Here is a 22,004-nt window from a genome sequence, read left to right on the forward strand (position 1 = left end):
GCCCGGGTCACAGATTGACAAGAATCGGGCCGCGCAGGTGCACTATGCTGCGCTGTCCCAGATCCTCACGTCATCCCGGAGCTGCACGATGAAGTCCACCCGTCTCGCCCCCGCCCTGGCCGCCGCCGCTGCCCTTGCCCTCGGCAGCGCCGCGCTGCCCGTCTTCGCCAGCTCGACCGCCGCGTCGTCGGCCTCCGAAGGGGTTTCCGCCTCGGTCGGCAGCGTGTCCACCTCGTTCGAGAAGTCGAGCGATGGTTCGTCGAAGAAAGACAAGACCGCCGCCGGCGACTACAAGGTGACCGAGGTCGCCGAAGTGGCCGAGCGCCCCGGCACCGTGCGCCTGACGCTCGCCCCCGTGGCCGCCGATGCCAAGGCCGATGACAGCTTCATGCTTTACGTGCCGGCCCAGGTCGTCGCGCGCGACCCGGTTGCCGCCGGCCAGGTGATCACCGCCAAACAACGCGTCTATGGCGTCGAGTTCACCAAGGCCGACACCGGCCGTGCCTTCTTCCTCGTGATGCATGACGCCTGGCACCGCGAGCTGCAGTCCACCGCCGTCACGCTTTGATTTCACGCTGGGTCGCGCGGGCAGCGGTGCTGCTCGCGCTGTGCGGCGCCGTGTTCGCCGCCCAAGCAAGCAGCTACCGGTTCTGCGACAAGCCGCTCGACCTCGACGCCGCCCAGAAAGACCGCCTCTTCCGCCTGGGCGGTGTCATCAAGACCGCCCTTGAGGAGCACGCCGCAGGCGGTGTGGCGCTGATGTCGCGCTCGGGGCTCGACCTCGCTCGCTTCGGCCACCGCTACTCGCATGCCGGGGTGAGCTTGAAGGCCAACACCGACATTCCCTGGGCGGTGCGCCAGCTCTACTACGCCTGCGACGAAGGGCGGCCGCGCCTCTACGACCAGGGCATCTCCGGGTTCCTGCTCGGCACCGAAGACCCGAAAGAAGGCTACGTCTCGATCGTCTTCCTGCCCGAGGCGGATGCGCGCCGGCTGGAGGCCGCTGCGCTCGACAAGCACGGCGCCCTCTCGCTGCTGGCCGGGGTCTACAGCGCCAACGCATTCGCCTTCAGCGACCAGTACCAGAACTGCAACCAGTGGGTGGCCGAGTTGCTGGCCGGCGCCTGGTCAGACACGCCCATCGGCTCACGCCGCGAGGCGCAGCAGTGGCTCGCGCAGCACGACTACCAGCCGAGCCGCTTCGACATCCACCACCGCTGGATGCTCTCGCTCGCGATGGTGTTCGTGCCCTGGCTGCACCGTGACGATCACCCGATCGACGACCTCCGCGAGGCGAGCCTGCGCATCAGCATGCCGGTGGCCATCGAAGCCTTCGTGCGCCAGCAGGTGCCGGGCGCGACGCGCATGGAGTTCTGCCACAACGAGCGGCACATGGTCGTGCGCCGTGGGTGGGAGCCCATCGCCGAAGGCTGCACGCCCGGCGACGGGGACACGGTGGTCCCCTACTGACTAGCGCGCGCCGGCCGAGCGCCGGGCCGCCCCAAGCCGGCCGGCATCCCCTCGGGGGATCGGCCGTGTACTCACGGCCGAGGGGCAGTCATTTGGACGTCGGCATCACGAACTCGGCGCCCTTGCCGATGCTCGCGGGCCAGCGCTGCATCACGCTCTTCTGCTTGGTGTAGAAGCGCACGCCCTCTTCGCCATAGGCGTGCATGTCGCCGAAGAGGCTCTTCTTCCAGCCGCCGAAGCCATGCCACGCCATCGGCACGGGGATCGGCACGTTGATGCCCACCATGCCGACCTGGATGCGCCGCGCGAACTCGCGCGCCACGTTGCCGTCGCTGGTGAAGCACGACACGCCGTTGCCGAACTCGTGGTCGTTGATGAGCTTCACCGCGGCGGCGAAGTCGGGCACGCGCACCACGCCGAGCACCGGGCCGAAGATCTCTTCCTTGTAGATCTTCATCTCGGGCGTCACGTGGTCGAAGAGCGTGCCGCCGAGCCAGAAGCCCTGTTCATGGCCGGGCACCGTGAAGCCTCTGCCATCGACGACGAGCGTCGCACCTTCGGTCACACCGTGCTCGATGTAGCCGGCGATGCGCTGCTGCGCCTCGCGCGTGACGATGGGGCCCATCTCCGCGTCGAGCGACATGCCGTTCTTGATCTTGAGCGTCTTCGCACGCGCGGCAAGCGCGGGCACGAGCTTGTCGGCCACGTCGCCCACCGCCACCGCCACGCTGATCGCCATGCAGCGCTCGCCGGCCGAGCCGTAGCCGGCGCCGATGAGCGCATCCACCGCCTGGTCGAGGTCGGCATCGGGCATCACCACCATGTGGTTCTTCGCGCCGCCCAGCGCCTGCACCCGCTTGCCGTGGCGGGCGCCCGTCTCGTAGATGTATTGCGCGATGGGGGTGGAGCCGACAAAGCTGATGGCCTTCACGTCGGGGTGCGTGAGCAGCGTGTCGACGGCGAGCTTGTCGCCCTGGACCACGTTGAACACACCGTCGGGCAAGCCGGCATCTTTCAGCAGCTGCGCCATGAAGATCGAAGGCGACGGATCGCGCTCGCTCGGCTTCAACACGAAGCTGTTGCCGGCGGCGATCGCGACCGGGAACATCCAGCACGGCACCATGCACGGGAAGTTGAACGGCGTGATGCCCGCCACCACGCCGAGCGGCTGGCGCAGCGTCCAGTTGTCGATGCCGGTGGAGACCTGTTCGGTGTAGTCGCCCTTCAGGAGCTGCGGAATGCCGCAGGCGAATTCGATGATGTCGATGCCGCGGCTCACCTCGCCTTGCGCGTCGGTAAACACCTTGCCGTGCTCGGCGGTGATCATCGCGGCCAGCGTGTCGCGGTGCTGGTTCATGAGCTCGAGGAACTTGAACATCACGCGCGCCCGGCGCAGCGGCGGGGTGTCGGCCCAGGCGGGGAAGGCGGCCTGCGCCGACGCCACCGCCGCGTTCACCTCGTCGACGCTCGCCAGCGTGAGCTGTCGCGCCACCTGGCCGGTCGCCGGGTTGTAGATCGCCTGGCGCCGCCCGCTGCTGCCGGCCACCGGCTCGCCGTGGATGAAGTGGCCCACGTCGTGGGCAGTGGTGAAGGCTTCGGGTGCGCCCATGGGAGTCTCCAGCGTCGTGTTGCTGAAACCAGTCTAGGCGCCGGCCAGGCGCTTGCCAATGCGATTGGCCTGACTTCATTGTTCGATAAACTGAACACTGATGGCGACCCTCGATCCCCGCGTCGACCTGCTCTGGCCGCAGGTGCACACCCTGGTGCTGCTCGCGCAGACCGCGAGCTACACGCAGGTGGCGCAGCGCCTGGGCTTGTCGAAAGCGGCGGTGAGCCAGCGCATCAGCGACCTCGAGCGCACCGTGGGCCAAACGCTGGTGCAGCGCACCACCCGCTCGGTGCGCCTCACCGAAGCCGGCCAGCGCCTGGCCGAGCAGACGACCGAGAGCTTCGCGCTCATCGCGCGAAGCGTCGGGGAAGCGCGCGACCTCGCCACACAGCCGCGCGGCCTGGTGCGCATGACGGCCCCCGTCGCCCTCGGGCGCCAGCACCTTGCGCCGCAACTCGAGACCTTCCTGCGCGCGCAACCCGAGGTGCGCGTCGAACTCGACCTGTCCGACCGTTTCGCCACCCTCGCCCACGAGGGCTACGACCTCGCCGTGCGACACACCAGCGCGCCGCCCGACAACCACGTCGCGTGGAAGTTGTGCAACTCGCGTGCGCTGCTGGTGGCGAGCCACGCCTATCTCAAACGCCACGGCACGCCCACGCACCCGAGTGAGCTCGCGCAGCACGCGTGCCTGGCCTATCTGCGCCCGGGGCCGACGGTGTGGCAACTGGAGAGGGCCGCGCGCAGCGGCCCCGAGCGAGTGAACGTGACGGTGCAGGGCCCCTTGCGCGCGGGCAACAGCGAGGTGCTGCGCGACGCCGCGCTCTCCGGCCTGGGCATCGCCCTCGTGCCCGATTTCAGCGCCGTCGCCGCGCTGCGCGCGAGGCGCCTGCGCGTGGTGTTGCCGGCGTGGCGGCCGGTGGGCGCCTTCGGCGATGCCCTTTACGCGCTGCACCCGTGGAGCCCCACCACGCCGAAGGCGGTGCAGGCGCTGGTGGCACACCTGAAGCAGGGTTTCAGCGCTGGCTTCCCGAGCGAGTGACGATGACGTGACAACGGCGAAAAAAATAGCCCACCCGGTGAAGGGTGGGCTGTTCAAGTCCTCTAGAGGACGTCGTTGGGACCGTTGCGGGTTCTCTCGTTTCTTTGTGCGGGCGTCGCGTTGTTGTTCTTCGGCGCTCTGTCGAGTGGAACCGTTGTACGTGGTGGTCAAAAGACCCCGTGTGACAGCACCGGCGCACTGTAGTCGGGCCTCACAAACACACTCCATCCCCAATACGAGGGACGGATCGAAGTGCTTTGTAGCAAGCCATTTCCTCCACCCTCTTTTGGGGGGCGCGACAATGCACCATGCCCACACCGCCTTCTTCGTCCCGTCACATCTCGAACGACGCCCCACCACTTGGGGAACGCGAGATCGACGAGCTGCAAACCCTGCTCGACCGTGTGCCCGCACCGCTGGAGCCGCTGGACGTCAGCATGCTCGACGGCTACCTCTGCGGCGTGCTGGTGCAGCCGGTGCGCGTGCCGGCGAGTCGCTGGTTGCAGCACATCACCGATGCCGACGGCCGCGCCCTGCCTGCAGGCTTCGACGCGACCCGTTTGCATGCGCTGGCGCAACGCCGACACGCCGAGCTGAACGATGCGATCGCGCGCCGCCAATGGTTCGACCCATGGGTGTTCGAGCTGGAAAGCGATGACGAAGACGAGCCGGCCGCGCCCGACGCGGTGTACCCGTGGGTGGCCGGCTTCGCGCTCGCGATGGAATGTTTCCCCGAGCTGATGCAACGTGACGAAGCGGTGCTCACCGAGCCGCTCGCGCTGCTGTACCGCCACCTCGACCCCGACGACCTGGAAGACGCCGAGGCGCTGCTCGCCGAGATCGACACGCTCGAGCCGCCTGAAGACCTGAGCGCCGCGGTGGAAGAACTCGTGCGCGCCACGCTGCTGCTGGCCGACGTCGGCCGCCCCCTGCCTGCCGCGCCCAAGCCGAAACGCCCGGGCCCGCCGCCGCGCCGCCGGCACTGAGGCTTCAGCGCGCGCGCTCGAACCAGCGCTGCGCGTAGAGCGCGAGCCCGGTCGCGACGCTCGCGAACCGATCGCCGCGCACCGCCCGCGCCTGGGGAAAGGCCGCCGCGATCTGCTGGGCCAGCAGGCGCAGGCCGGTCGAGCCGCCGGTGAAATAGAGCGCATCCACCTGTGAGGGCTGCAGGCCCGCCTGCGCCACCGTCACCCGCGCCGCGTCGACGATGCGCGCGAGGTCGCCTTCGATCGCCTCGACCGCCTGCGGCTCGCTCAGGGTCGAGGCCAGCTTGTGCTCGACGTGGCTGAGGTCGATGCGCACCTCGCCGCCATCGGCCACCGCGATCTTGGCCGCTTCGGCGCGCGACGCGAGTTCGTGCCCGAGCCGCTCGGTCACGACCGTCATCAGCCGCTGGTGGTGCTTCGGCTCGGCGTAGAAGCTGCGCATCTGCCGCAGCTCGGCCACGCGCGCCGGGTTGTAGACGGTGTTGATGAGGTGCCAGGTGGCGAGGTCGAAGTACACGCCACTCGGCACTTCGCGCGCCGGGGCGCCGTTCACGCTCGGGCCGAGCGCGCCGTAGCCGAACTCGCCGAGGATGCTTGCGAGCTCGATGCGCCGGTCGAAGTCGGTGCCGGCGATGTGCACACCGTGGTTGGCCAGGATGTCGCGCTTGCGCTCCAGCTGCGCGGCCCGCTCGGGGCCCACGCGCACGAGCGAGAAGTCGGAGGTGCCGCCGCCGATGTCGGCCACCAGCACGATCTCCTCGCGTGAGGTGCTGCGTTCGTAGTCGAACGCGGCGGCGATCGGCTCGTATTGGAAGTGCACCTCGCGAAAACCCACCGCACGCGCCGCCGACTCGAGCGAGGCCTGCGCCTGCGCATCACGCTCGGGCTCGTCGTCGACGAAATACACCGGCCGGCCCATCACCACCTGCTCGATGCGCGTGCCGGCCTGGCGTTCGGCCGCGGTCTTCAGGTGGAGCAGGTAGCCGCCAATGATGTCGAGGTACTTGGCGCCACGACCACCGCCCACGTCGGTGGTCTGGTCGACGAGGCTGCTGCCGAGGATGCTCTTCATCGAGCGCATCAGCCGCCCGTCCACGCCGTCGACATACGCGGCCAGCGCGGCGCGGCCGAAGGCGCGCGGCGGGCCATTCGTCTCGGGCCCTTCGGCGTAATAGAACACCGCCGTCGGCATGGTCGGGTGGCCCGCTTCCAGCTCGACCAGCTGCATCGTGCCGCCGGCCGGAATGGCAATCGCGGAGTTGGACGTGCCGAAGTCGATGGCGCAGTACATGGAAGGGGTCGCAAAAGGGGGGCGCGATTCTAGGGCCTGCTCATCTGGCGCGACAGGCCCTAGACTCGGCCGCCATGCCCACCGACGCCCCCGGCCACGACCTGCCCGCGCTGCTCTCGCGCGTGGCGCTGCGCGACCGCGCCGCCTTCGAGCGTCTTTATGGGGCCACCTGTGCGCATCTGTTGAGCGTCGCGTTTCGTATCTTGAACAACCGAGACCGCGCCGAAGAGGTGCTGCAGGAAGCCTTCATGAACGTGTGGCACAGCGCCGCCAGCTACAACCCGGTCGTGGCCACGCCCATGACCTGGCTGATCAACATCGTGCGCAACAAGGCGATCGACATGCTGCGCGCCGGTCGCAGCGAGCGCGCGAGCACCGTGCCGCTCGACGACGACACGCTCGACGCCGCGCAAGACGAGCTCCCGCAACCGCAGCAGCTGCTCGCCACCAGCCTGGCCAAGGCGCGCATCGACACCTGCATGGGCACGCTCACCGCGTCGCAACGCCAGGCCCTGGCGCTCGCGTACTACCGCGGCATGGTGCACACCGAGATCGCCACCTCTCTGAATGCGCCGCTCGGCACCGCCAAGGCCTGGGTGCGCCAAGGGCTCGACAAGCTCAAGGAATGCCTTGAAGCGCGCGGGGTCTCGGCATGAACTACCTGCAGCCACCCGAGCGCCTGGACAAGCTGGCGAGGGAATACGCGCTGGGCACGCTGAGCGGCGGCGCACGGCGGCGTTTCGAGCAGGTGCTGCGCCAGTCGCCGCAGGCCGAGCGCGCGGTGGCCGGTTGGCAGGAGCGTTATGCCGTGCTTGCCGAAGGCCTGCCACCGATGGCGCCGCGACCCGACGTGTGGCACGGACTGCAGCAGCGGCTCTTCCCGTCCCCGGTGAAGCGCAAGACCGGGTGGTGGCAACTTCTCGGCGGCGCCTTGGCGGGTGTGATGCTGTGCACCGTGGTGCTGCGCCTGGAACCAGGCCTGGTTGGCCTGGAGCCGCGCGCCGAAGCCCTGCCGGCGAGCTACGTGGGCCTGCTGACCGATGCGGCCGGCACGCCGTCGGTGCTCGCCAGCTCACGCCGCCACGGGCGCCAGTTGACCGTGAAGCTGCTGAAGCCGCTGGCCGTGCCGAGCGGCCGTGTCGCGCAGCTGTGGGCCTACCCGCAAGACGGCGGCGCCGCATTCCCGGTGGGCGTGTTGCCTGCCAGCGGCACCGCCACCGTCGCGCTGGCCGACACCTCGGAGAAGCTCTTCTTCAAGGTGTCGCGCCTGGCGGTGAGCTACGAGAACGCCCCCGCCACCGCCGGCCAGTCGCCCACCGGCCCGCTCGTGCTGAGCGGCCATTGCGTCAAGCTCTGGTAGGCGTGAGAATTTTTTTCATCGCCCTGCGTCCGCCGCGGGGCAAGCTCTCGTAAGTGCCGGCATGTCGCCGATCTCCGGCGGCAACCCAAGAGGAACCACCACCATGAACGCACTCTCCCGCCTTCTCGGCTTCGGCCTGTTCGCCCTCGCCCTGTCGGCCGCCCACGCCGCGGCTGACATGAGCGCCGCCTCGACCGACTCCGACAAGCTCGCCCCCGTTCGCGCGCAGATCGCCGCACGCAACTGGAGCGGTGCCATCGACGAGCTCAAGCGCATCAACGACACCGGCAGCGCCGAGTGGAACAACCTGATGGGCTACAGCCTGCGCAAGGCGAAGACACCCGACCTGGCGGGCTCGGAGAAGTTCTACAACGAGGCGCTGCGCATCGACCCCAAGCACCTGGGCACGCTCGAGTACTCGGGCGAGCTGTACCTGATGAAGGGTGAGCTGCCCAAGGCCGAGCAGCGCCTGGCCGCGCTCGATGCGGCCTGCCACAAGACCTGCAGCGAGTACGCTGACCTCAAGCGCGCGATCGAGCGCTATAAGGCCGCCGGGCAGAAGTACGTCGCCAGCGACTACTGATCAAGCCGCGGCTTCACGCAGCCGCGCCTCGTCCGAGTCGCCGCAGAAGCCGAAGGCCAGCGCCGGCCGCTGGCCGCTCATCAGTTCGGCGAGCGCGCGGCCCGAGCCGGCGCCGTGCGTCCAGCCGAGCGTGCCGTGGCCCGCGTTGACCCACAGCCGCCCGATGCGCGTGCGGCCGATGTACGGAATGTTGTTTGGCGTGCTGGGTCGCAGGCCGGCCCAGAAGTTCGGCTCGCGCGTGTCGGCCACGCCGGGGAAGATCTCCTCGTAGCGCTTCACGAGCGCCGCACAGCGCACCTGCGCGGTGGCGGTGTCGAGGCTGGTGTCGTAGCCCGCCATCTCGGCGGTGCCGGCCACGCGCACCGTGTCGCCCAGGCGGCTGATGGCGATCTTGCGGGTGTCGTCGATCATGCTCACCACGCTCGCGCGTTCGGGGTGGCGCAGCTTGAAGGTCGCCGAGTAACCCTTGGCCGGGTAGATGTTGAGGTACACGCCCAGCGGCCGCAGCAGCGGCGCGGTGTGGCTGCCGAGCGCGGCCACGAAGGCATCGGCCCTGAGGGTGCGCGACTCATGGCGCTGGCGCACACGCACCGCCTGGAGCTCGCCGCCAGCGACGTCGAAACCGGCCACGTCGTGCTCATAGAGGAACGTGGCGCCGCGCGCTTCGCAGCGGCGCGCGAGCTGTTGCGTGAAGCTGCGCGCATCGCCCGATTCATCGCTCGCGGTGAAGGTGCCGCCGACGATGTGCCCGGCGAAACCGCGCAGGGCCGGCTCGACCTGCAGCACCTCGTCGCGCGAGAGGATGCGCCGGCCCACGCCATGCCGGCGCATGATCTCGGCGCCGGCCGCGGCCCCGTCGAAGTCTTTCGCGTTGCAGAAGAAATGCAGGATGCCGCGCTCCAGCCGGTCGTACTCGATGCCGGTCTGCGCGACGAGCGCCTTCAGCGACTCGTGGCTGTAGCGGCCGAGCGCCACCAATTGCGCCACGTTGCGCTCGAAGGCTGCATGGGTGCAGTTGGCGAGGAAGCTCAAGCCCCAGCGCCACTGGTGCACGTCGAGCTTGGGGCGAAAGAGCAGCGGTGAGTCGTCGTGCGCCAGCCACTTGATGACCTTGAGCGGCGCGCTCGGGTGGGCCCAGGGCTCGCAGTAGCTCACCGAGATCTGCGCGCCGTTGGCGAAGCTCGTCTCCAGCGCGGCGTCAAGCTGGCGGTCGACGACCGTGACCTCGTGGCCTTGCTCCAACAAGTACCACGCGGTGCTGATGCCGACGATTCCCGCTCCGAGCACGACGACCTTCATGACACACCTCCGATGAGCAACTGCCCCGCGACCGTGAACATCACCACCGCCACCGTGGCGTCGATCGCGCGCCAGATGGCCGGGCGCTGCAGCCAGCGCGAGGCCGCGGCCGCGCCATAGCCGAGGGTCGCGAACCACATCGTCGACGCGAAGCCCGCGCCGGTGGCGAATGCAATACGCCCGGTGTCACCGTGCTGAGCGCCGACGCTGCCGAGCAGCACCACGGTGTCGAGGTAGACGTGGGGGTTGAGGTAGGTCAGCGCCAGCGTGGTGGCGAGCGTGGCGCCCAGGCTCGCAGCACGCGGCCCGGCCTGCACCAGCTGGCCGTGGCCGCGCCACGCCTGCACCGCCGAGCGCGCGCCGTAGGCCAGCAGGAAGGCGGCGCCGCCGAAGCGGAAGACCTGCAACACCCCCGGCGACGACTGGATCACGGAGCCCAGGCCGAACACGCCGAGCGCGATCAGCAGCCAGTCGGACACCGTGCACAGCAGCACCACCGGCCCCACGTGCGCACGCTGCAAGCCCTGGCGCAGCACCAGCGCGTTCTGCGCGCCGATCGCGACGATGAGCCCGGCGGTCATCAGCCAGCCCTGGAGGAATGCAGCGCCTGTCATGCAGGGGATTTTCGGGAGCGCTTGCGCCGAAGTGAAGCGTCATTCATATTTCTCAGAGTTCATCAGAGTTGCTTATGAAAGACCTCGATCCGGCAGGACTCGATTGCCTGGCGGCGCTGGCCGACGACGGCCACTTCGAACGGGCGGCCCGCCGCCTCTCGATCACCCAGTCGGCCGTGTCGCAGCGGCTGCGCACGCTGGAAGCGCAGGTGGGCCAACTGCTGGTGGTGCGCTCGCGACCGCTGCGCCTCACCGACGCCGGCAAGGTGCTGCTGCGCTTCGCCCGCCAGCTGCAGGCCATGCGCGCCGATGTGGCGCTCGAACTCGGCACCGGCTCAGGCCCCGACAGCGGCCAGCGCCTGCCGATCGCCGTCAATGCCGACAGCCTCGCCACCTGGGTGCTGCCGGCGCTCGACCCGGTGGTGCAGGCCGGCGCGTCGCTGGAGCTGGTGGTCGACGACCAGAACTTCACGCACGACTGGCTGCGCCAGGGCGCGGTGCTCGGCTGCGTGAGCACGGTCAGCGAGGCGCTGCGCGGCTGCCGCGTGGTGCCGCTGGGCAGCATGCGCTACACGGCCGTCGCCAGCCCCGCGTTCATCGCACAGCGGCTGCCCAAGGGGCTCGACCGCGGCAACTTCTCGCAGGTGCCCTTCCTCGTCTTCAATCGGAAAGACGACATGCAGACGCAATGGGTGTCGCGCGCCTTCGGCGTGCGCTCGCCCCGCCTGCAAGAGAGTTTCGTGCCCTCGTCGGAGGCCTACGTTCGCGCTGCGCTGATGGGCTGGGGGGTGGGCGTGGTGCCGCTCGTGCAGGTGAGCGGCCTGATGGCGCGTGGCGACCTCGTCGCCCTGCGCCCCGAGGTGGAGCTGAACGTGAAGCTTTACTGGCACCAGTGGCGGTTGGGGCCCGACGGCGCGCCACCGTCGGAAGGGGTCGCGCTGCTCGACCGCATCGGCGATGCGCTGGCGGCCGGCGCCCGCGTCGCGCTCGGCACGGCCCGCGCTCAGCGCGCCGGCTGAAGCACCTGCGCGCCCGTGCGCGCCAGCTCGGGCAAGGCGGTGTCCTCCGAGGCCAGGAGCAGCGCGCTGAACAGCGCGGCCAGCACCGTCAGCCAGGTGAGCGCTCGAATCGACAGCCGGTTCACGACAACCTCCTCACGCGACGTTCGCGTGACGCGATGGTGACGGTTCTTCTTGCATTGCAGCAATCGTGTCGGAAACGGCCCTGTGCCGGATGGGGGCAAGGCCGCGCCGCGGCGGGCGCTGCACATAACCGTCAATTGCGTGGTTTGGTCACCGCAAATCGTCCCATCGGGATGGCCTCGGCGCGTCACACTGCCTCTCAGGCGACCCATGCAAGAGGGCATCATGAATCTGCTTCCCCGTTGGATGAGATCAGACGCAACCCAGCGTGAGGAGCGCAGCGCCGAGCCCGACCCGGGAGACATGGGCACCGCCTTCGGGCTCGATGCGAGCCTCGGGCCGCTGGATGAGGAACCGGAGGCGCAGTCTTCCGCGAAGCCCGACGACCGCTTCTGGCAACAGCGGCTCGACCGCCGCCCGCAGCGCTGAAGCAACGCGCGGCAACTTCGCGGTAACTCGCTGCACAGCGGAGTCCTTTTGCGACTGCCTCGTCCAGGCACGGCCCTGGCTGACTAGAATCGCCCCATGGCCAAGGTGTCGTTCAAAGAGCAGGTGCTTCGTGCACGCGAGGATGCGATCGTCGCGTCGGTCAACCGTCTGCTGGCCGAAAAGGGCTACGACATCATGACGGTGGACGAGGTGGCCGCCGACGTCGGCATCGCCAAGGCCAGCCTCTACAAGCACTTCAGCTCCAAGGAAGAACTCGCCGGCGCGGCGATGGTGCGGGTGTTGCAACGCGCGCAGGCGTTCATGGAAACGCTGCCCGCCGATGCGCCGGCCGTGGACCAGCTCAAGGCCGTGGCCCGCTGGACCATGCAGGTGCAACTGGCCGGCGAGATGCCGTCGCTGCCGGCGCAGAACTCGGCGCTGCGCTCGTCGCTGATGGCCAACAAGCCCTACCTCGACCGGCTGATGGACGTGAGCGACCAGCTGGGCGAATGGATCGTCGCCGCACAGCAGGCCGGCGACCTGAACCCGGCACTGCCCTCGGAAGTGGTGCTCTACACCCTGTTCGCCCGCGCCTGCGACCCGGTGCTCGGCCTCCTGAAGGTGAGCGGCCAGCACAGCGACGAACGCATCATCGAGATGCTGATGTCGACCTGCTTCGACGGCCTCGCCGGGCGCACCCCGGCCGCTCAGACGTCCAGCACGAAGAGCGGGTCGTAGCCCTCGGCCTCGCCTCGGCGCGCATGGCCGCGGGCATTGCACACGACGCGCGTGCGACCCACGGTGTAGTCGTGGCGGCAATGCAGGTGGCCGTGGATCCACACATCGGCGAGCGGCAGCAGCTCGTCGTCGGCGTTGCAGAAGCTGGCGGTGCCCGACTGGTGGCCGTAGCGCGGGTCGGCGCTGCGCAGGCTGGGGGCGAAGTGCGTGAGCGCGACGGTGGTATCCCAGGCCGTCGGCTGCTGGGCCAGCGCTTGCGCCAGCCAGGCCTTGCAGGCCAGCGCCTCTTCACGAACGAGCGCGGCGTCGAAGGGCTGGCCGCCGAACGTGGAGCGTTGCACGCGCATGAAGTAGTGGCCGGCGCGCATCGACTTCTCGCGCTGGGCTTCGCCGAAGGCGTCGAAATCGCACCAACGCACGGTCGAGACGAAGCGGATGCGGCGGCCCTGCGCGTCGCTGAGCACGAGGCTTTCGCGTTCGAGTAAGCGGATGCCGAGCGCCTCGCAATGGGCGCGCAGCACGGGCCAGGTATCGGCCACGTCGCGATCGTCGAACTCGTGGTTGCCCGCGACCATCAACACCGGCACCGGCCAATCACGGAAATGCGCGAGGCCTTGCCAGGTGCTGTCGATGTCGCCCCCGAGGATCAGCAACTCGGCGCCTGGCGCCGGCAGCGGCTGGAAGTCCTCGGTCTCGAGGTGCAGGTCGGAGAGGAGCTGGACTCTCAAGTTCCGGTGGCCCCGTGGCACTGCTTGAACTTCTTGCCGCTGCCACACGGGCAGGGGTCGTTGCGACCGACCTTGGGCACCTCGCGGCGCACCGTCTCCACCTTGTAGCGCCGGTCGGTCGTGAGGTCGTAGAGGTCGGCGACAGCCGACACCATGTCGGTGATCGCGTCCTCAAGCGTGGGCAGCGGGTGCTCGCGGTCGAGCGTGGCGACCACTTCTTTCTCCTGCTCGGTCTCGGTCGGCAGGTGGCGGTAGAGGCGCGCCAGGGCGGCCATCACCGCGTCGTCGGGGATCTCCGACAGGTCGGGGAAACACAGCGCGGCGTGCTGGAAGCCGGCCACCCAGGGCATCAGCGCCTGCGAGACCTCGCTCAAGTCGGCCAGCGGGTCGGGCTCGCCTTCGGGCGGTAGCTCGCGCGGGTGCTCTTCGTCGAACTCGAGCACGAAAGGGTCGAACCAACCGTCTTCGGCCAACGCGCGGTTGAGGGCGTCGTGGCGGCGCTGGATGAGCTCGCGGGTGCGGGCGAGCCAGGCCGGGTCGACGTCGTCGGGCAGCGGCTGGCCGTCGAAATCGAACACATGCGGCAGCCAGGCGTCGGTCTCGAGCAGCACCGGCTGCACGATCACGCCGCACAGGAAGCCGTCGAGCATCACCCCGTCGAGTGGCGTCAGGGGCTCGGGCGTGTCGGCGAGCAGGTCGTCGAGTTCGGCGAACTCTTCATCGGTCAGGTCGGCGTGGGCCATGTCAGGAATCAGGGTGAGGTGAAGCCGGGATTGTCACGCCAGGGCGTGGCCGCGAGGCGTCGACCAGCCGCTCGCGCAGCCACTGGTGCGCGCTGACGCTGTCGTGCCGCATGTGCCACATGGCCTCAACGTGGATTCGCGCCATCGGCATTGGCAAGGGGCGCTCCACCAGTTGAGATTGGTAGCCGGTGGCGACGACGAAGGAGGCCGGCAGCACCGTCAGCAAGTCGCTGCGTGCCACCACGCGGCCGGCGGTGAAGAACTGGTTGACCGTGAGCACGATCCGGCGCGTCCGGTTGAGCGACGCCAGGGCCTGGTCGACGAAACCGTGCGGCCGGCCGGAGAAGCTCACGAGCAGGTGGTGGGCCTGGCAGAAGGCGTCGAGCGTCAGCTCGCCCTCGGCCAGCGGGTGGCCGCTGCGCATCACGCAGACGTATTCGCTTTCGTTCAGGCGCTGGTGACGCAACGCGCTCTCGGCGCCCTGCGATACCAGCTCGGCGATCGCCTCGGGGAAGTAGCCCACGGCCACGTCGATCTCGCCCCGCTCGACCAGCGCGCGGGGGTCGCGGGTGGTGAGCGGGATCACGCGCAGGTTGACCAGCGCCTGCTCCGCTTCGATGTGGTCGATGAGCGGCGGTAGCAACACCGCGGCGGTCGCGTCGGCCATCGCGAGGCGGAAGCTGACCGCATCGCGGTGAGGGTCGAATTCGCCCGGGTCGAGGGCGGCCCGCAGCTGGTCGAGGGCGGCGCGCACCTGCGGCCACAGCTTCTCGGCAAAGGGTGTCGGCACCACGCCGTGGGTGGCGCGGGTCAGCAGCTCCTCCCCCACCGATTCTCGAAAGCGCCGCAGCGCATTGCTCACCGCGGGCTGGGTGAGCGCCAGCCTTGCCGCGGCGCGCGTCAGGTTGCGCTCGGCCATGACGGCGTCGAAGACCCGCAGCAGGTTCAGGTCCAGCGTCTTGAAGTTCATGGTTCGTGATTTTGTCCCGACATGCGCTTCGTGAATATCACGGATTCACATTCTTGATTGGACGCGCATTAGGGGTTTCCCTAGGATTCACACCAATGCGGACTCTTAGTGAGTTGCAGAAGTTGCCCCGAAGGAGCACACCATGACTGCTACGACCATCAGCCTCCAGATTCCGCAAACCCGCACGGCGCCTCGTTTGGCCGCTGTGATCGGCGAATGGGTTGCCGCCCTGCTGAACGCGCTGCCCTCGGGCACGCCGGCACCGCGCTACCCCTCTCGCGAAGCGGCTCGGGTGCGCGCCATGGCTCACCGCTACGAGAGCAGCGATCCCCGCTTTGCCTCGGAGCTGTATGCCGCGGCCGACCGCCACGAGATGCTGTACCGCTGATCCCCGCCGCAAGGCACCCCTGAAAAAGCCCGCGCCTGCGGGCTTTTTTGTTGACCGCCGGAAAGTGAAAAGGCGCCTCGAGGGCGCCTTTTCTCTCCGGGCAGCCTGCCTTGATCAGGCGGCCAGACGGGCTTCGAGCTTGGCCTTGGTGGCGGTCAGCTCGGCCGGCAGGTGGTAGGCCAACTGCTTGAAGAGTTCGTCGTGCAGGCCGAGTTCGGTCTGCCAGGCGGCCTTGTCGATGTTGGTGACCTGCTCGTACTGCTCGGCGGTGAAGTCGAGGCCGGTCCAGGTGAGATCCTGGTAGCGCGGCGTGACACCGAAGATGTTCTCGACGCCCTGACCTTTGCCTTCCACGCGGTCGAGCACCCACTTCAGCACGCGCATGTTCTCGCCATAGCCCGGCCAGATGAACTTGCCATCGGCACCCTTGCGGAACCAGTTGACGCAGAAGATCTTGGGCAGCTTGGCGCCTTGGGCCTGCAGCTTGGCGCCAAGGTCGAGCCAGTGCTGGAAGTAGTCGCTCATGTTGTAGCCCATGAACGGCAGCATGGCGAACGGGTCGCGGCGCACCACGCCCTGCTGGCCGAAGGCCGCGGCGGTGGTTTCCGAGCCCATCGTGGCGGCCATGTAGACGCCTTCGGTCCAATCACGCGCTTCGGTCACGAGCGGCACGGTGGTCGAGCGGCGGCCGCCGAAGATGAAGGCATCGATCTTCACGCCGGCGGGGTTGTCCCATTCGGAGTCCAGCGCCGGGTTGTTGGTGGCCGCAACCGTGAAACGGGCATTGGGGTGGGCGGCCTTGGCGCCGGTTTCCTTGGCGAGCTGGGGCGTCCAGTCCTTGCCTTGCCAGTCGATGCAGTGGGCGGGGGCGTCGCCCATACCTTCCCACCACACGTCGCCGTCGTCGGTCAGCGCCACGTTCGTGAAGATCACGTCGCGGTTCAGGCTGGCCATGCAGTTGGGGTTGGTCAGCGTGTTGGTGCCGGGGGCCACGCCGAAGTAGCCGGCTTCCGGGTTGATGGCGCGCAGCGAGCCGTCGGCTTGCGGCTTCACCCAGGCGATGTCGTCACCGATGGTGGTGACCTTCCAGCCGTTGAATCCGGCCGGCGGGATCAGCATCGCGAAATTGGTCTTGCCACAGGCACTCGGGAAGGCGGCGCCCACGTGGTACTTCTTGCCCTCGGGCGAGGTCACGCCGAGGATCAGCATGTGTTCGGCCAGCCAGCCCTGGGCGCGGCCCATGGTGGACGCGATGCGCAACGCGAAGCACTTCTTGCCCAGGAGCGCGTTGCCGCCGTAACCCGAGCCGTAGGACCAGATTTCCTGCGTCTGCGGGTAGTGGACGATGTACTTCGTCTCGTTGCAGGGCCACGAGACATCCTTCTGGCCGGCCTCCAGCGGGGCGCCGACCGTGTGCACGCAGGGCACGAAGTGGCCGTCTTCGCCCAGCACGTCGAGCACGGCACGGCCCATGCGGGTCATGATCTTCATGTTGACGGCCACGTAGGGGCTGTCGGACAGCTCGACGCCGATGTGCGCGATCGGCGAGCCCAGCGGGCCCATGCTGAACGGCACGACGTAGAGCGTGCGGCCCTTCATGGCGCCCTTGAACAGGGCCTTCTCGCCGGTCTGGAGCAACTCGCGCATTTCGGCCGGGGCCATCCAGTTGTTGGTGGGGCCGGCGTCTTCCTTCTTTTCACTGCAGATGAAGGTGCGGTCTTCGACACGCGCCACGTCGCTCGGGCTGCTGCAGGCGAGGTAGCTGTTGGGGCGCAACTCGGGGTTGAGTTTCTTGAAGGTACCGGCGGCCACGAGCTGGGCGCACAGGCGGTCGTACTCCTCCTTGCTGCCGTCGCACCAGTAAACGTCTTTGGCTTCGGTGAGCGCCGCGATCTCGGCCACCCAGGCAATCAGCCGTGAGTGTTTGACATAGGCCGGTACGTTCAGGCGCAAGCCTTCCATGACGGGTCGGTTCATCGTGGGTCCAATCTGCAAAGTTGATAAAGCGGAATCGGGCGAATCTCATGCACCGGGAGATGCCGGTGCCGGGGGCTCGCCCCATGCCGCTTGGGCTACCGCTGTTGGCGGAGCAATCGACGTGCGACCCAGGGGTGAAACAGGACGCGAAATGATTGTCTTGCCAATGTAATCCGGCGGTAACCACCGGGTCGCAGGGGGTCATGCAAAGTTTGCATTGCGCCATGCAACCCGCATGTGAACTTGTTCCGCAGCGTCGAACGTGCGTGCAGTTACTTCGCGGGCACATGGCTTTTAAGATGCGCGGCATGACGACCTCACGCCGCCTCCTCCTCGCCGCGTTGGCTTCTGCGGGGTGGCCCGCCGCCCAGGCTGTGCAGCGCAAATCGCTCAGCGACCCGCTTCGGCTGGGGGCCGAGCAGGCCTTGATCGAGTCGGGACTCGCGCCGCAGTTTCAGAAGGCCTTCGGGCGTGACACGGGCGTGGCCGTCCAACTGGTGCCGGGTCGCAGCGCCGAGTTGCTCGAGTCGCTCGAGCGCGGCGAGGTCGACGCGGCGATGACCAACGCCCCCGAGCTCGAAACCGCACTCGAAAAGAAGGGCCTGGCGCACGACCGGCGACAGCTGGCCCTCGGCGACTTCGTGCTGGTCGGCCCGATGGAAGGCACCGGCAAAAAGGCCAAGGACCCGGTCGGCATTGCGGGTGAACGCGACGTGGCCGTAGCGCTCGCGCGCATCGCCGAGGCCAAGGCTCGCTTCATCGGCGCCCCCATGGGTTGCGGCGCCCAGATCGGCAGCCTGAAGTTGTGGCACGCGGCCAAGGTCTCGCCGGCAGCGCCCTGGTTTGTGGAAGCGAAAGGCAGCCCGCTCGACCAGGCCTTCGCGGAAGGCGCCTACACGCTGGTGGAGCGTGGCGTGTGGCTCGCCAAGGCGCGCAAGCCCTTCGCCCTGATGGTCGAGGGCGACCCGCGCCTCGCGACCGAGGTGCACGTGATGCGCTCCTTCCGGGTCAACCACCCGGCGGCCAAGCTCTTCAGTCAGTGGGTCGGCGGCCCGCAGGGCGCGCGGGTGGCCGCGAGCGTGCGCGGCTGGAAGGCCGCAACGCGCTGACCGGCCGCCGGCATGCGGCATGATGCGCGCCCATGCCGACCCTGCTCAGCGTCAATGTGAGCCTCGCCCGCGAGGTGGAGATCGCCGGCCGGCGCGTGATGACCGGCATCGGCAAGCGCCCCGTGCCGCACGCCGTGGCGGTCAAGCCACTCGGGCTCGACGGTGATGAACAGGCCGACCTCTCCGTGCACGGGGGGCTGCCGAAGGCGGTCTACGCCTACCCCGTCGAGCACTACCCCTTCTGGCAGACGGTGCGCGCCCAGGCCAAGGTGTCGGCGTGGGACGAGCCCCTGCCACCCGGCTCGATCGGCGAGAACCTGACGATCCGCGGCCTGCTCGAGCATCAGGTCTGGGTCGGCGACGTGCTGCGCTTCCCCGACTGCGAACTCGCCGTCAGCGAGCCGCGCTTCCCCTGCTTCAAGTTCAACCACGCGATGGGCTTCAACCAGGCAACGAAGCTGATGGGGCAGAACGGCTGGTGCGGCTTCTACCTCGCGGTGCGGGTGGCGGGCACGCTGCAGGCCGGGCAGGACTTCGAGCTCGTCCCCGGCCCGCGCGAAGTGGGCATCCGGGAGCTGTTCCTCTCCCGGCTGCACCGCAACAAGCTCTAGAAGCCCTCGAGCACCACCTTGCCGCGCGCCGTGCCGCTTTCGATGAAGGCGTGGGCACGTTTCAGGTTGGCCGCGTTGATGGGGCCGAAGTGCTCGGCCAGCGTGGTGCGCACCTGGCCGTCTTCCACCAGCTGCGCCACACGCTCCAGCAGCTCGTGCTGGGCCTGCATGTCGGGCGTCTGGAACATCGAGCGGGTGAACATCGACTCCCAGCGCAGAGAGAGGCTCTTGCCCTTGAGCAGCATCACGTCAAGCGGCTGGGCCGGGTCGTCGATCAGGCTCAGCCGACCCTGCGGCGCCAGCGCCTTCACGATCTCGGCGTAGTGCAGATGGGTCTGCGTGAGGCTGGCCACATGGCTCACCGCCGGCACACCGATGCGCGCCAGCTCCTCCGACAAGGGCTTGGTGTGGTCGATCACGTGGTGGGCGCCGAGCTCCTTCACCCAGGCCTGCGTCTCGGGCCGCGACGCGGTGCCGATCACGGTGAGCCCGGTCAGCTGGCGTGCCAGCTGCGTCATGATCGAACCGACCCCGCCCGCCGCGCCCACGATGAGCAGCGCGCCTCGCGTGTCGAGATCGATCTCGAGGCGGTCGAACAGCACCTCCCATGCGGTGATCGCCGTCAGCGGCAACGCCGCCCCTTGCGCGAACGACAGGCCCTTGGGCAGGTGGCCGACGATGCGCTCGTCCACACACTGCAGCTCGGCATTGCTGCCGGGGCGGGTGATGTCACCGGCGTACCAGACCTTGTCGCCCGGCTTGAAGAGCGAGACCTGCGCGCCGACCGCCTTCACCACGCCCGCCGCGTCCCAGCCCAGCACCTTCACCTCGCCGGCCAACGGGGCGGCGCGCTTGCGCACCTTGGTGTCGACCGGGTTGACCGAGACGGCCTTCACCTCGACCAGCAGGTCGCGCGGGCCGGGTGTCGGCTCGGGGAGGGTCACGTCGAGCAGCGACTCGGCGTGCTCGATGGGCAGGGACTGGCGGTAGGCAACGGCTTTCATGGTGGCTCCGGCGAAAGGAAATGAGAGTTCAGGCACTGTAGAAGTGCGGCCTGGATTTGATAATCCATCTCGAATCACAATCAGCTTCAACTCACATTTGAAGATGAACCTGCCGCCCGACCTTCAGCTATCGCAACTGCAGCTCTTCGTGCGCCTCGCCAACGCCGGCACGCTGAGCGCGGCCGCGCGCCAGCTGCAGCTGACCCCGGCCGCCGCCAGCGCAGCGCTCAAGCGGCTGGAAGCGGCGCTCTCGGTGCGCCTCGTCGAACGCTCGACCCGCTCGATGCGCCTCACGCCCGAGGGTGAGCTGCTGCGCGAGCACGCCGAGCGGGCCCTGGGCGTGCTCGACGACGCCCGCTCGCTGCTCGGCGCCCAGCGCGAGACGCTGGAAGGCGAGGTGCACCTCGCCGCCCCCGCCGACCTGGGCCGCCAGGTGCTGAGCCCGATGCTCGACGACATCCTCGCCCGCCACCCCGGCCTGCGCATCGCGCTGCAGGTGAGCGACGTGCGCCAGGACCTGCTGCGCGACCGCGTCGACATCGCCGTGCGCTACGGCGAGCTGCACGACTCCAGCCTCGTCGCACGCCGCCTGCATGTGACGCAGTCGACGCTCGTCGCCTCGCCCGCCTACCTGGCGCGCCACGGCACGCCGCAGCACCCGCGCGAGCTGGCCCAGCACAACTGCCTCGCGCTGCACCGCGCCGAGCGGCCACACACGCAGTGGGTGTTTCAGCGCGACGGTGCCGAGATCACGGTCAAGGTGGCCGGGAATCGCCGCGCCGACGACGGCGGCCTGGTGCGTGAGTGGGCGGTGCAAGGCCTCGGCATCGCGCAGAAGGCCCGACTCGACGTTCTGGCCGACTTGCGCGCCGGGCGTCTGGTCGAAGTCCTGCCGCAGTGGCAGGGCCTGCGCTACCCGCTGCACGCCATCGTCACCGCGCAGCGCCACCTGCCGCTGCGGGTGCGGCGCCTGCTCGACGAGCTGGTGGTTCAGTTCGCGGAGATCGATGAGGCCGACAATAGGGCGTCCACCCCAGCCTGAACCACCATGCTCGCCTACCGACACGCCTTCCATGCGGGCAACCACGCCGATGTGCTCAAGCACATCGTCCTCATGCGCGTGCTGCGCTACCTGAACCAGAAAGACAAGCCTTACCGACTGGTCGACACCCACGCGGGTGCGGGCGGCTACTCGCTCGAAGGCCAGTACGCGCAGAAGAAGAACGAATACGTCGAAGGCATCGGCCGGCTCTGGGAGAAGGAAAAGAGCGGCGAGGAGCTGCCCGAAGCCGTGGCCGACTACCTCGCCGCCGTGCGCCAGTTCAACCCCGACGGCAAGCTCACGCAGTACCCCGGCTCGCCGGCCTTCGCGCAGATGCTGCTGCGCCCGCAAGATCAGTTGCGCCTCTTCGAGCTGCACAACACCGACCACCGCATCCTTGCGTCCTACGTCGGCGACGCGAAAGGCGTGCAGGTCTTCAACGCTGACGGCTTCGATGGCCTCAAGGGCCAGCTGCCCCCGCCCTCGCGCCGCGGCGCGGTGCTGATGGACCCGAGCTACGAAGGCCACCACGACTACGGACGTGTGATCGCCTCGCTGCGCGAAGCACTGCTGCGCTTCGCCGAAGGCGTCTACATGGTCTGGTACCCGCAGGTCACCAAGCTCGAAGCGGCCCAGCTGCCGCGGCGGCTGGAGGCGCTCGCGCCCAAGGGCTTCCTGCATGTGCGGCTCACGGTGCAGCCGCTCGACTCGCAGGGCTTCGGCCTCGCGGGTAGCGGCATGTTCATCCTCAATCCGCCCTACACACTGCACGACGAGATGGCGGCATTGCTGCCGTGGCTGGTGGAAGCGCTCGGGCAGTACGACGGGGCCAACTATTTGATAGAACAGCGGGCCGCCTGATTCTTCGA

Annotated in this window: 25 protein-coding genes; 15 read left to right on the forward strand and 10 right to left on the reverse strand. The window is 68.7% G+C overall.

Annotated elements, in window-relative coordinates; genetic code table 11:
• Positions 1-88 precede the first annotated feature (88 nt).
• Together RXV79_RS25630 and RXV79_RS25635 are read left to right on the forward strand one after the other, a co-directional pair.
• On the forward strand, positions 89-568 hold the full coding sequence (locus tag RXV79_RS25630; protein ID WP_316700978.1) for a hypothetical protein: 480 nt from the start codon (positions 89-91) through the stop codon (positions 566-568).
• Positions 565-1,470 carry a DUF2145 domain-containing protein gene (locus RXV79_RS25635; RefSeq protein ID WP_316700979.1) on the forward strand — a complete coding sequence of 302 codons (906 nt, stop codon included), beginning with the start codon at positions 565-567 and terminating at the stop codon, positions 1,468-1,470. Before RXV79_RS25630 ends, RXV79_RS25635 begins: the two co-directional genes overlap by 4 nt.
• 88 nt (positions 1,471-1,558) lie before the next feature.
• Here the strand turns inward: RXV79_RS25635 and RXV79_RS25640 are convergent, their stop codons facing one another.
• Positions 1,559-3,079, reverse strand: coding sequence for a CoA-acylating methylmalonate-semialdehyde dehydrogenase (locus RXV79_RS25640; protein ID WP_316700980.1), 1,521 nt, complete (start codon positions 3,077-3,079; stop codon positions 1,559-1,561).
• 100 nt (positions 3,080-3,179) lie between these two features.
• On the opposite strand from RXV79_RS25640, the gene RXV79_RS25645 reads away from it, so the two are divergent.
• Both RXV79_RS25645 and RXV79_RS25650 read left to right on the forward strand, forming a co-directional pair.
• The gene (locus RXV79_RS25645) at positions 3,180-4,121 is read left to right on the forward strand and encodes a LysR family transcriptional regulator (protein WP_316700981.1); all 942 of its coding nucleotides are present in this window, start codon (positions 3,180-3,182) and stop codon (positions 4,119-4,121) included.
• 308 nt (positions 4,122-4,429) lie between these two features.
• Positions 4,430-5,107, forward strand: a complete 678-nt coding sequence (locus RXV79_RS25650) for a YecA/YgfB family protein (protein WP_316700982.1) — start codon at positions 4,430-4,432, stop codon at positions 5,105-5,107.
• 4 nt (positions 5,108-5,111) lie between these two features.
• Here RXV79_RS25650 and RXV79_RS25655 read toward each other — a convergent pair whose 3' ends face one another.
• Complete coding sequence (locus tag RXV79_RS25655; protein WP_316700983.1) at positions 5,112-6,398, reverse strand: Hsp70 family protein; 1,287 nt, start codon at positions 6,396-6,398, stop codon at positions 5,112-5,114.
• A 74-nt stretch (positions 6,399-6,472) separates the two neighbouring features.
• Between RXV79_RS25655 and RXV79_RS25660 the strand changes: the two genes are divergently transcribed.
• The 3 genes from RXV79_RS25660 to RXV79_RS25670 all read left to right on the forward strand — a co-directional run bounded on the left by RXV79_RS25660 (position 6,473) and on the right by RXV79_RS25670 (position 8,341).
• The gene (locus RXV79_RS25660) at positions 6,473-7,054 is read left to right on the forward strand and encodes a sigma-70 family RNA polymerase sigma factor (protein WP_316700984.1); all 582 of its coding nucleotides are present in this window, start codon (positions 6,473-6,475) and stop codon (positions 7,052-7,054) included.
• Positions 7,051-7,758, forward strand: coding sequence for an anti-sigma factor (locus RXV79_RS25665; protein ID WP_316700986.1), 708 nt, complete (start codon positions 7,051-7,053; stop codon positions 7,756-7,758). The genes RXV79_RS25660 and RXV79_RS25665 overlap by 4 nt, the downstream gene beginning before the upstream one ends.
• 103 nt (positions 7,759-7,861) lie before the next feature.
• Positions 7,862-8,341, forward strand: coding sequence for a tetratricopeptide repeat protein (locus tag RXV79_RS25670; protein ID WP_316700988.1), 480 nt, complete (start codon positions 7,862-7,864; stop codon positions 8,339-8,341).
• Here RXV79_RS25670 and RXV79_RS25675 read toward each other — a convergent pair whose 3' ends face one another.
• Both RXV79_RS25675 and RXV79_RS25680 read right to left on the reverse strand, forming a co-directional pair.
• On the reverse strand, positions 8,342-9,640 hold the full coding sequence (locus RXV79_RS25675) for a D-amino acid dehydrogenase (RefSeq protein WP_316700989.1): 1,299 nt from the start codon (positions 9,638-9,640) through the stop codon (positions 8,342-8,344).
• Complete coding sequence (locus RXV79_RS25680; protein ID WP_316700990.1) at positions 9,637-10,254, reverse strand: LysE/ArgO family amino acid transporter; 618 nt, start codon at positions 10,252-10,254, stop codon at positions 9,637-9,639. The genes RXV79_RS25675 and RXV79_RS25680 overlap by 4 nt, the downstream gene beginning before the upstream one ends.
• A 74-nt stretch (positions 10,255-10,328) precedes the next feature.
• On the opposite strand from RXV79_RS25680, the gene RXV79_RS25685 reads away from it, so the two are divergent.
• Entirely contained in the window at positions 10,329-11,273 is a 945-nt protein-coding gene (locus RXV79_RS25685; RefSeq protein WP_316700991.1) for a LysR family transcriptional regulator ArgP, read from the forward strand.
• On the opposite strand, the gene RXV79_RS25690 is transcribed toward RXV79_RS25685, so the two are convergent.
• Positions 11,258-11,398, reverse strand: a complete 141-nt coding sequence (locus RXV79_RS25690; protein ID WP_296725398.1) for a hypothetical protein — start codon at positions 11,396-11,398, stop codon at positions 11,258-11,260. The genes RXV79_RS25685 and RXV79_RS25690 overlap by 16 nt on opposite strands.
• 244 nt (positions 11,399-11,642) lie before the next feature.
• Between RXV79_RS25690 and RXV79_RS25695 the strand changes: the two genes are divergently transcribed.
• Positions 11,643-11,825, forward strand: a complete 183-nt coding sequence (locus RXV79_RS25695) for a hypothetical protein (protein ID WP_316700992.1) — start codon at positions 11,643-11,645, stop codon at positions 11,823-11,825.
• 96 nt (positions 11,826-11,921) lie between these two features.
• A complete protein-coding gene (locus RXV79_RS25700) occupies positions 11,922-12,563 on the forward strand; it encodes a TetR/AcrR family transcriptional regulator (RefSeq protein ID WP_316700993.1) in 642 nt (213 codons plus the stop codon).
• Here the strand turns inward: RXV79_RS25700 and RXV79_RS25705 are convergent.
• From RXV79_RS25705 to RXV79_RS25715, 3 genes are read right to left on the reverse strand one after another with little or no spacing between them, the layout of a single operon-like run.
• Positions 12,533-13,291, reverse strand: coding sequence for a metallophosphoesterase (locus tag RXV79_RS25705; protein ID WP_316700995.1), 759 nt, complete (start codon positions 13,289-13,291; stop codon positions 12,533-12,535). The genes RXV79_RS25700 and RXV79_RS25705 overlap by 31 nt on opposite strands.
• The gene (locus RXV79_RS25710; RefSeq protein ID WP_316700996.1) at positions 13,288-14,034 is read right to left on the reverse strand and encodes a UPF0149 family protein; all 747 of its coding nucleotides are present in this window, start codon (positions 14,032-14,034) and stop codon (positions 13,288-13,290) included. Before RXV79_RS25710 ends, RXV79_RS25705 begins: the two co-directional genes overlap by 4 nt.
• A gap of 1 nt (position 14,035) precedes the next feature.
• Positions 14,036-15,004 (reverse strand): LysR family transcriptional regulator, encoded by a 969-nt coding sequence (locus RXV79_RS25715; protein ID WP_316700998.1) that lies wholly within the window; start codon positions 15,002-15,004, stop codon positions 14,036-14,038.
• A 142-nt stretch (positions 15,005-15,146) separates the two neighbouring features.
• Here RXV79_RS25715 and RXV79_RS25720 point away from each other — a divergent pair, with 142 nt between their 5' ends.
• Positions 15,147-15,392 (forward strand): hypothetical protein, encoded by a 246-nt coding sequence (locus RXV79_RS25720; RefSeq protein ID WP_316700999.1) that lies wholly within the window; start codon positions 15,147-15,149, stop codon positions 15,390-15,392.
• Between the two features lie 114 nt (positions 15,393-15,506).
• Here RXV79_RS25720 and RXV79_RS25725 read toward each other — a convergent pair whose 3' ends face one another.
• Positions 15,507-17,369, reverse strand: coding sequence for a phosphoenolpyruvate carboxykinase (GTP) (locus RXV79_RS25725; protein ID WP_316701000.1), 1,863 nt, complete (start codon positions 17,367-17,369; stop codon positions 15,507-15,509).
• A 308-nt stretch (positions 17,370-17,677) separates the two neighbouring features.
• On the opposite strand from RXV79_RS25725, the gene RXV79_RS25730 reads away from it, so the two are divergent.
• Entirely contained in the window at positions 17,678-18,478 is an 801-nt protein-coding gene (locus tag RXV79_RS25730; protein ID WP_316701001.1) for a substrate-binding domain-containing protein, read from the forward strand.
• 32 nt (positions 18,479-18,510) lie between these two features.
• Positions 18,511-19,089 carry an MOSC domain-containing protein gene (locus RXV79_RS25735; RefSeq protein ID WP_316701002.1) on the forward strand — a complete coding sequence of 193 codons (579 nt, stop codon included), beginning with the start codon at positions 18,511-18,513 and terminating at the stop codon, positions 19,087-19,089.
• Here the strand turns inward: RXV79_RS25735 and RXV79_RS25740 are convergent.
• The gene (locus tag RXV79_RS25740) at positions 19,086-20,093 is read right to left on the reverse strand and encodes a zinc-binding alcohol dehydrogenase family protein (RefSeq protein WP_316701004.1); all 1,008 of its coding nucleotides are present in this window, start codon (positions 20,091-20,093) and stop codon (positions 19,086-19,088) included. The genes RXV79_RS25735 and RXV79_RS25740 overlap by 4 nt on opposite strands.
• Before the next feature lie 103 nt (positions 20,094-20,196).
• Between RXV79_RS25740 and RXV79_RS25745 the strand changes: the two genes are divergently transcribed.
• Both RXV79_RS25745 and RXV79_RS25750 read left to right on the forward strand, forming a co-directional pair.
• A complete protein-coding gene (locus RXV79_RS25745; protein ID WP_316701005.1) occupies positions 20,197-21,135 on the forward strand; it encodes a LysR family transcriptional regulator in 939 nt (312 codons plus the stop codon).
• 6 nt (positions 21,136-21,141) lie between these two features.
• Complete coding sequence (locus RXV79_RS25750) at positions 21,142-21,996, forward strand: 23S rRNA (adenine(2030)-N(6))-methyltransferase RlmJ (protein ID WP_316701006.1); 855 nt, start codon at positions 21,142-21,144, stop codon at positions 21,994-21,996.
• Positions 21,997-22,004 lie beyond the last annotated feature (8 nt).

Origin of the sequence: Piscinibacter gummiphilus (assembly GCF_032681285.1) — a bacterium.
Taxonomy (GTDB): Bacteria; Pseudomonadota; Gammaproteobacteria; order Burkholderiales; family Burkholderiaceae_C; genus Rhizobacter; species Rhizobacter gummiphilus_A.

Coding starts and splice junctions, on each gene's coding strand:
- RXV79_RS25665 (WP_316700986.1), top strand. CDS start 7,051: ATGAACTACCTGCAGCCACCCGAGCGCCTGGACAAGCTGGCGAGGGAA.
- RXV79_RS25650 (WP_316700982.1), top strand. CDS start 4,430: ATGCCCACACCGCCTTCTTCGTCCCGTCACATCTCGAACGACGCCCCA.
- RXV79_RS25695 (WP_316700992.1), top strand. CDS start 11,643: ATGAGATCAGACGCAACCCAGCGTGAGGAGCGCAGCGCCGAGCCCGAC.
- RXV79_RS25630 (WP_316700978.1), top strand. CDS start 89: ATGAAGTCCACCCGTCTCGCCCCCGCCCTGGCCGCCGCCGCTGCCCTT.
- RXV79_RS25700 (WP_316700993.1), top strand. CDS start 11,922: ATGGCCAAGGTGTCGTTCAAAGAGCAGGTGCTTCGTGCACGCGAGGAT.
- RXV79_RS25680 (WP_316700990.1), bottom strand. CDS start 10,254: ATGACAGGCGCTGCATTCCTCCAGGGCTGGCTGATGACCGCCGGGCTC.
- RXV79_RS25735 (WP_316701002.1), top strand. CDS start 18,511: ATGCCGACCCTGCTCAGCGTCAATGTGAGCCTCGCCCGCGAGGTGGAG.
- RXV79_RS25655 (WP_316700983.1), bottom strand. CDS start 6,398: ATGTACTGCGCCATCGACTTCGGCACGTCCAACTCCGCGATTGCCATT.
- RXV79_RS25640 (WP_316700980.1), bottom strand. CDS start 3,079: ATGGGCGCACCCGAAGCCTTCACCACTGCCCACGACGTGGGCCACTTC.
- RXV79_RS25660 (WP_316700984.1), top strand. CDS start 6,473: ATGCCCACCGACGCCCCCGGCCACGACCTGCCCGCGCTGCTCTCGCGC.
- RXV79_RS25720 (WP_316700999.1), top strand. CDS start 15,147: ATGACTGCTACGACCATCAGCCTCCAGATTCCGCAAACCCGCACGGCG.
- RXV79_RS25645 (WP_316700981.1), top strand. CDS start 3,180: ATGGCGACCCTCGATCCCCGCGTCGACCTGCTCTGGCCGCAGGTGCAC.
- RXV79_RS25710 (WP_316700996.1), bottom strand. CDS start 14,034: ATGGCCCACGCCGACCTGACCGATGAAGAGTTCGCCGAACTCGACGAC.
- RXV79_RS25675 (WP_316700989.1), bottom strand. CDS start 9,640: ATGAAGGTCGTCGTGCTCGGAGCGGGAATCGTCGGCATCAGCACCGCG.
- RXV79_RS25730 (WP_316701001.1), top strand. CDS start 17,678: ATGACGACCTCACGCCGCCTCCTCCTCGCCGCGTTGGCTTCTGCGGGG.
- RXV79_RS25715 (WP_316700998.1), bottom strand. CDS start 15,004: ATGAACTTCAAGACGCTGGACCTGAACCTGCTGCGGGTCTTCGACGCC.
- RXV79_RS25670 (WP_316700988.1), top strand. CDS start 7,862: ATGAACGCACTCTCCCGCCTTCTCGGCTTCGGCCTGTTCGCCCTCGCC.
- RXV79_RS25745 (WP_316701005.1), top strand. CDS start 20,197: ATGAACCTGCCGCCCGACCTTCAGCTATCGCAACTGCAGCTCTTCGTG.
- RXV79_RS25740 (WP_316701004.1), bottom strand. CDS start 20,093: ATGAAAGCCGTTGCCTACCGCCAGTCCCTGCCCATCGAGCACGCCGAG.
- RXV79_RS25725 (WP_316701000.1), bottom strand. CDS start 17,369: ATGAACCGACCCGTCATGGAAGGCTTGCGCCTGAACGTACCGGCCTAT.
- RXV79_RS25750 (WP_316701006.1), top strand. CDS start 21,142: ATGCTCGCCTACCGACACGCCTTCCATGCGGGCAACCACGCCGATGTG.
- RXV79_RS25685 (WP_316700991.1), top strand. CDS start 10,329: ATGAAAGACCTCGATCCGGCAGGACTCGATTGCCTGGCGGCGCTGGCC.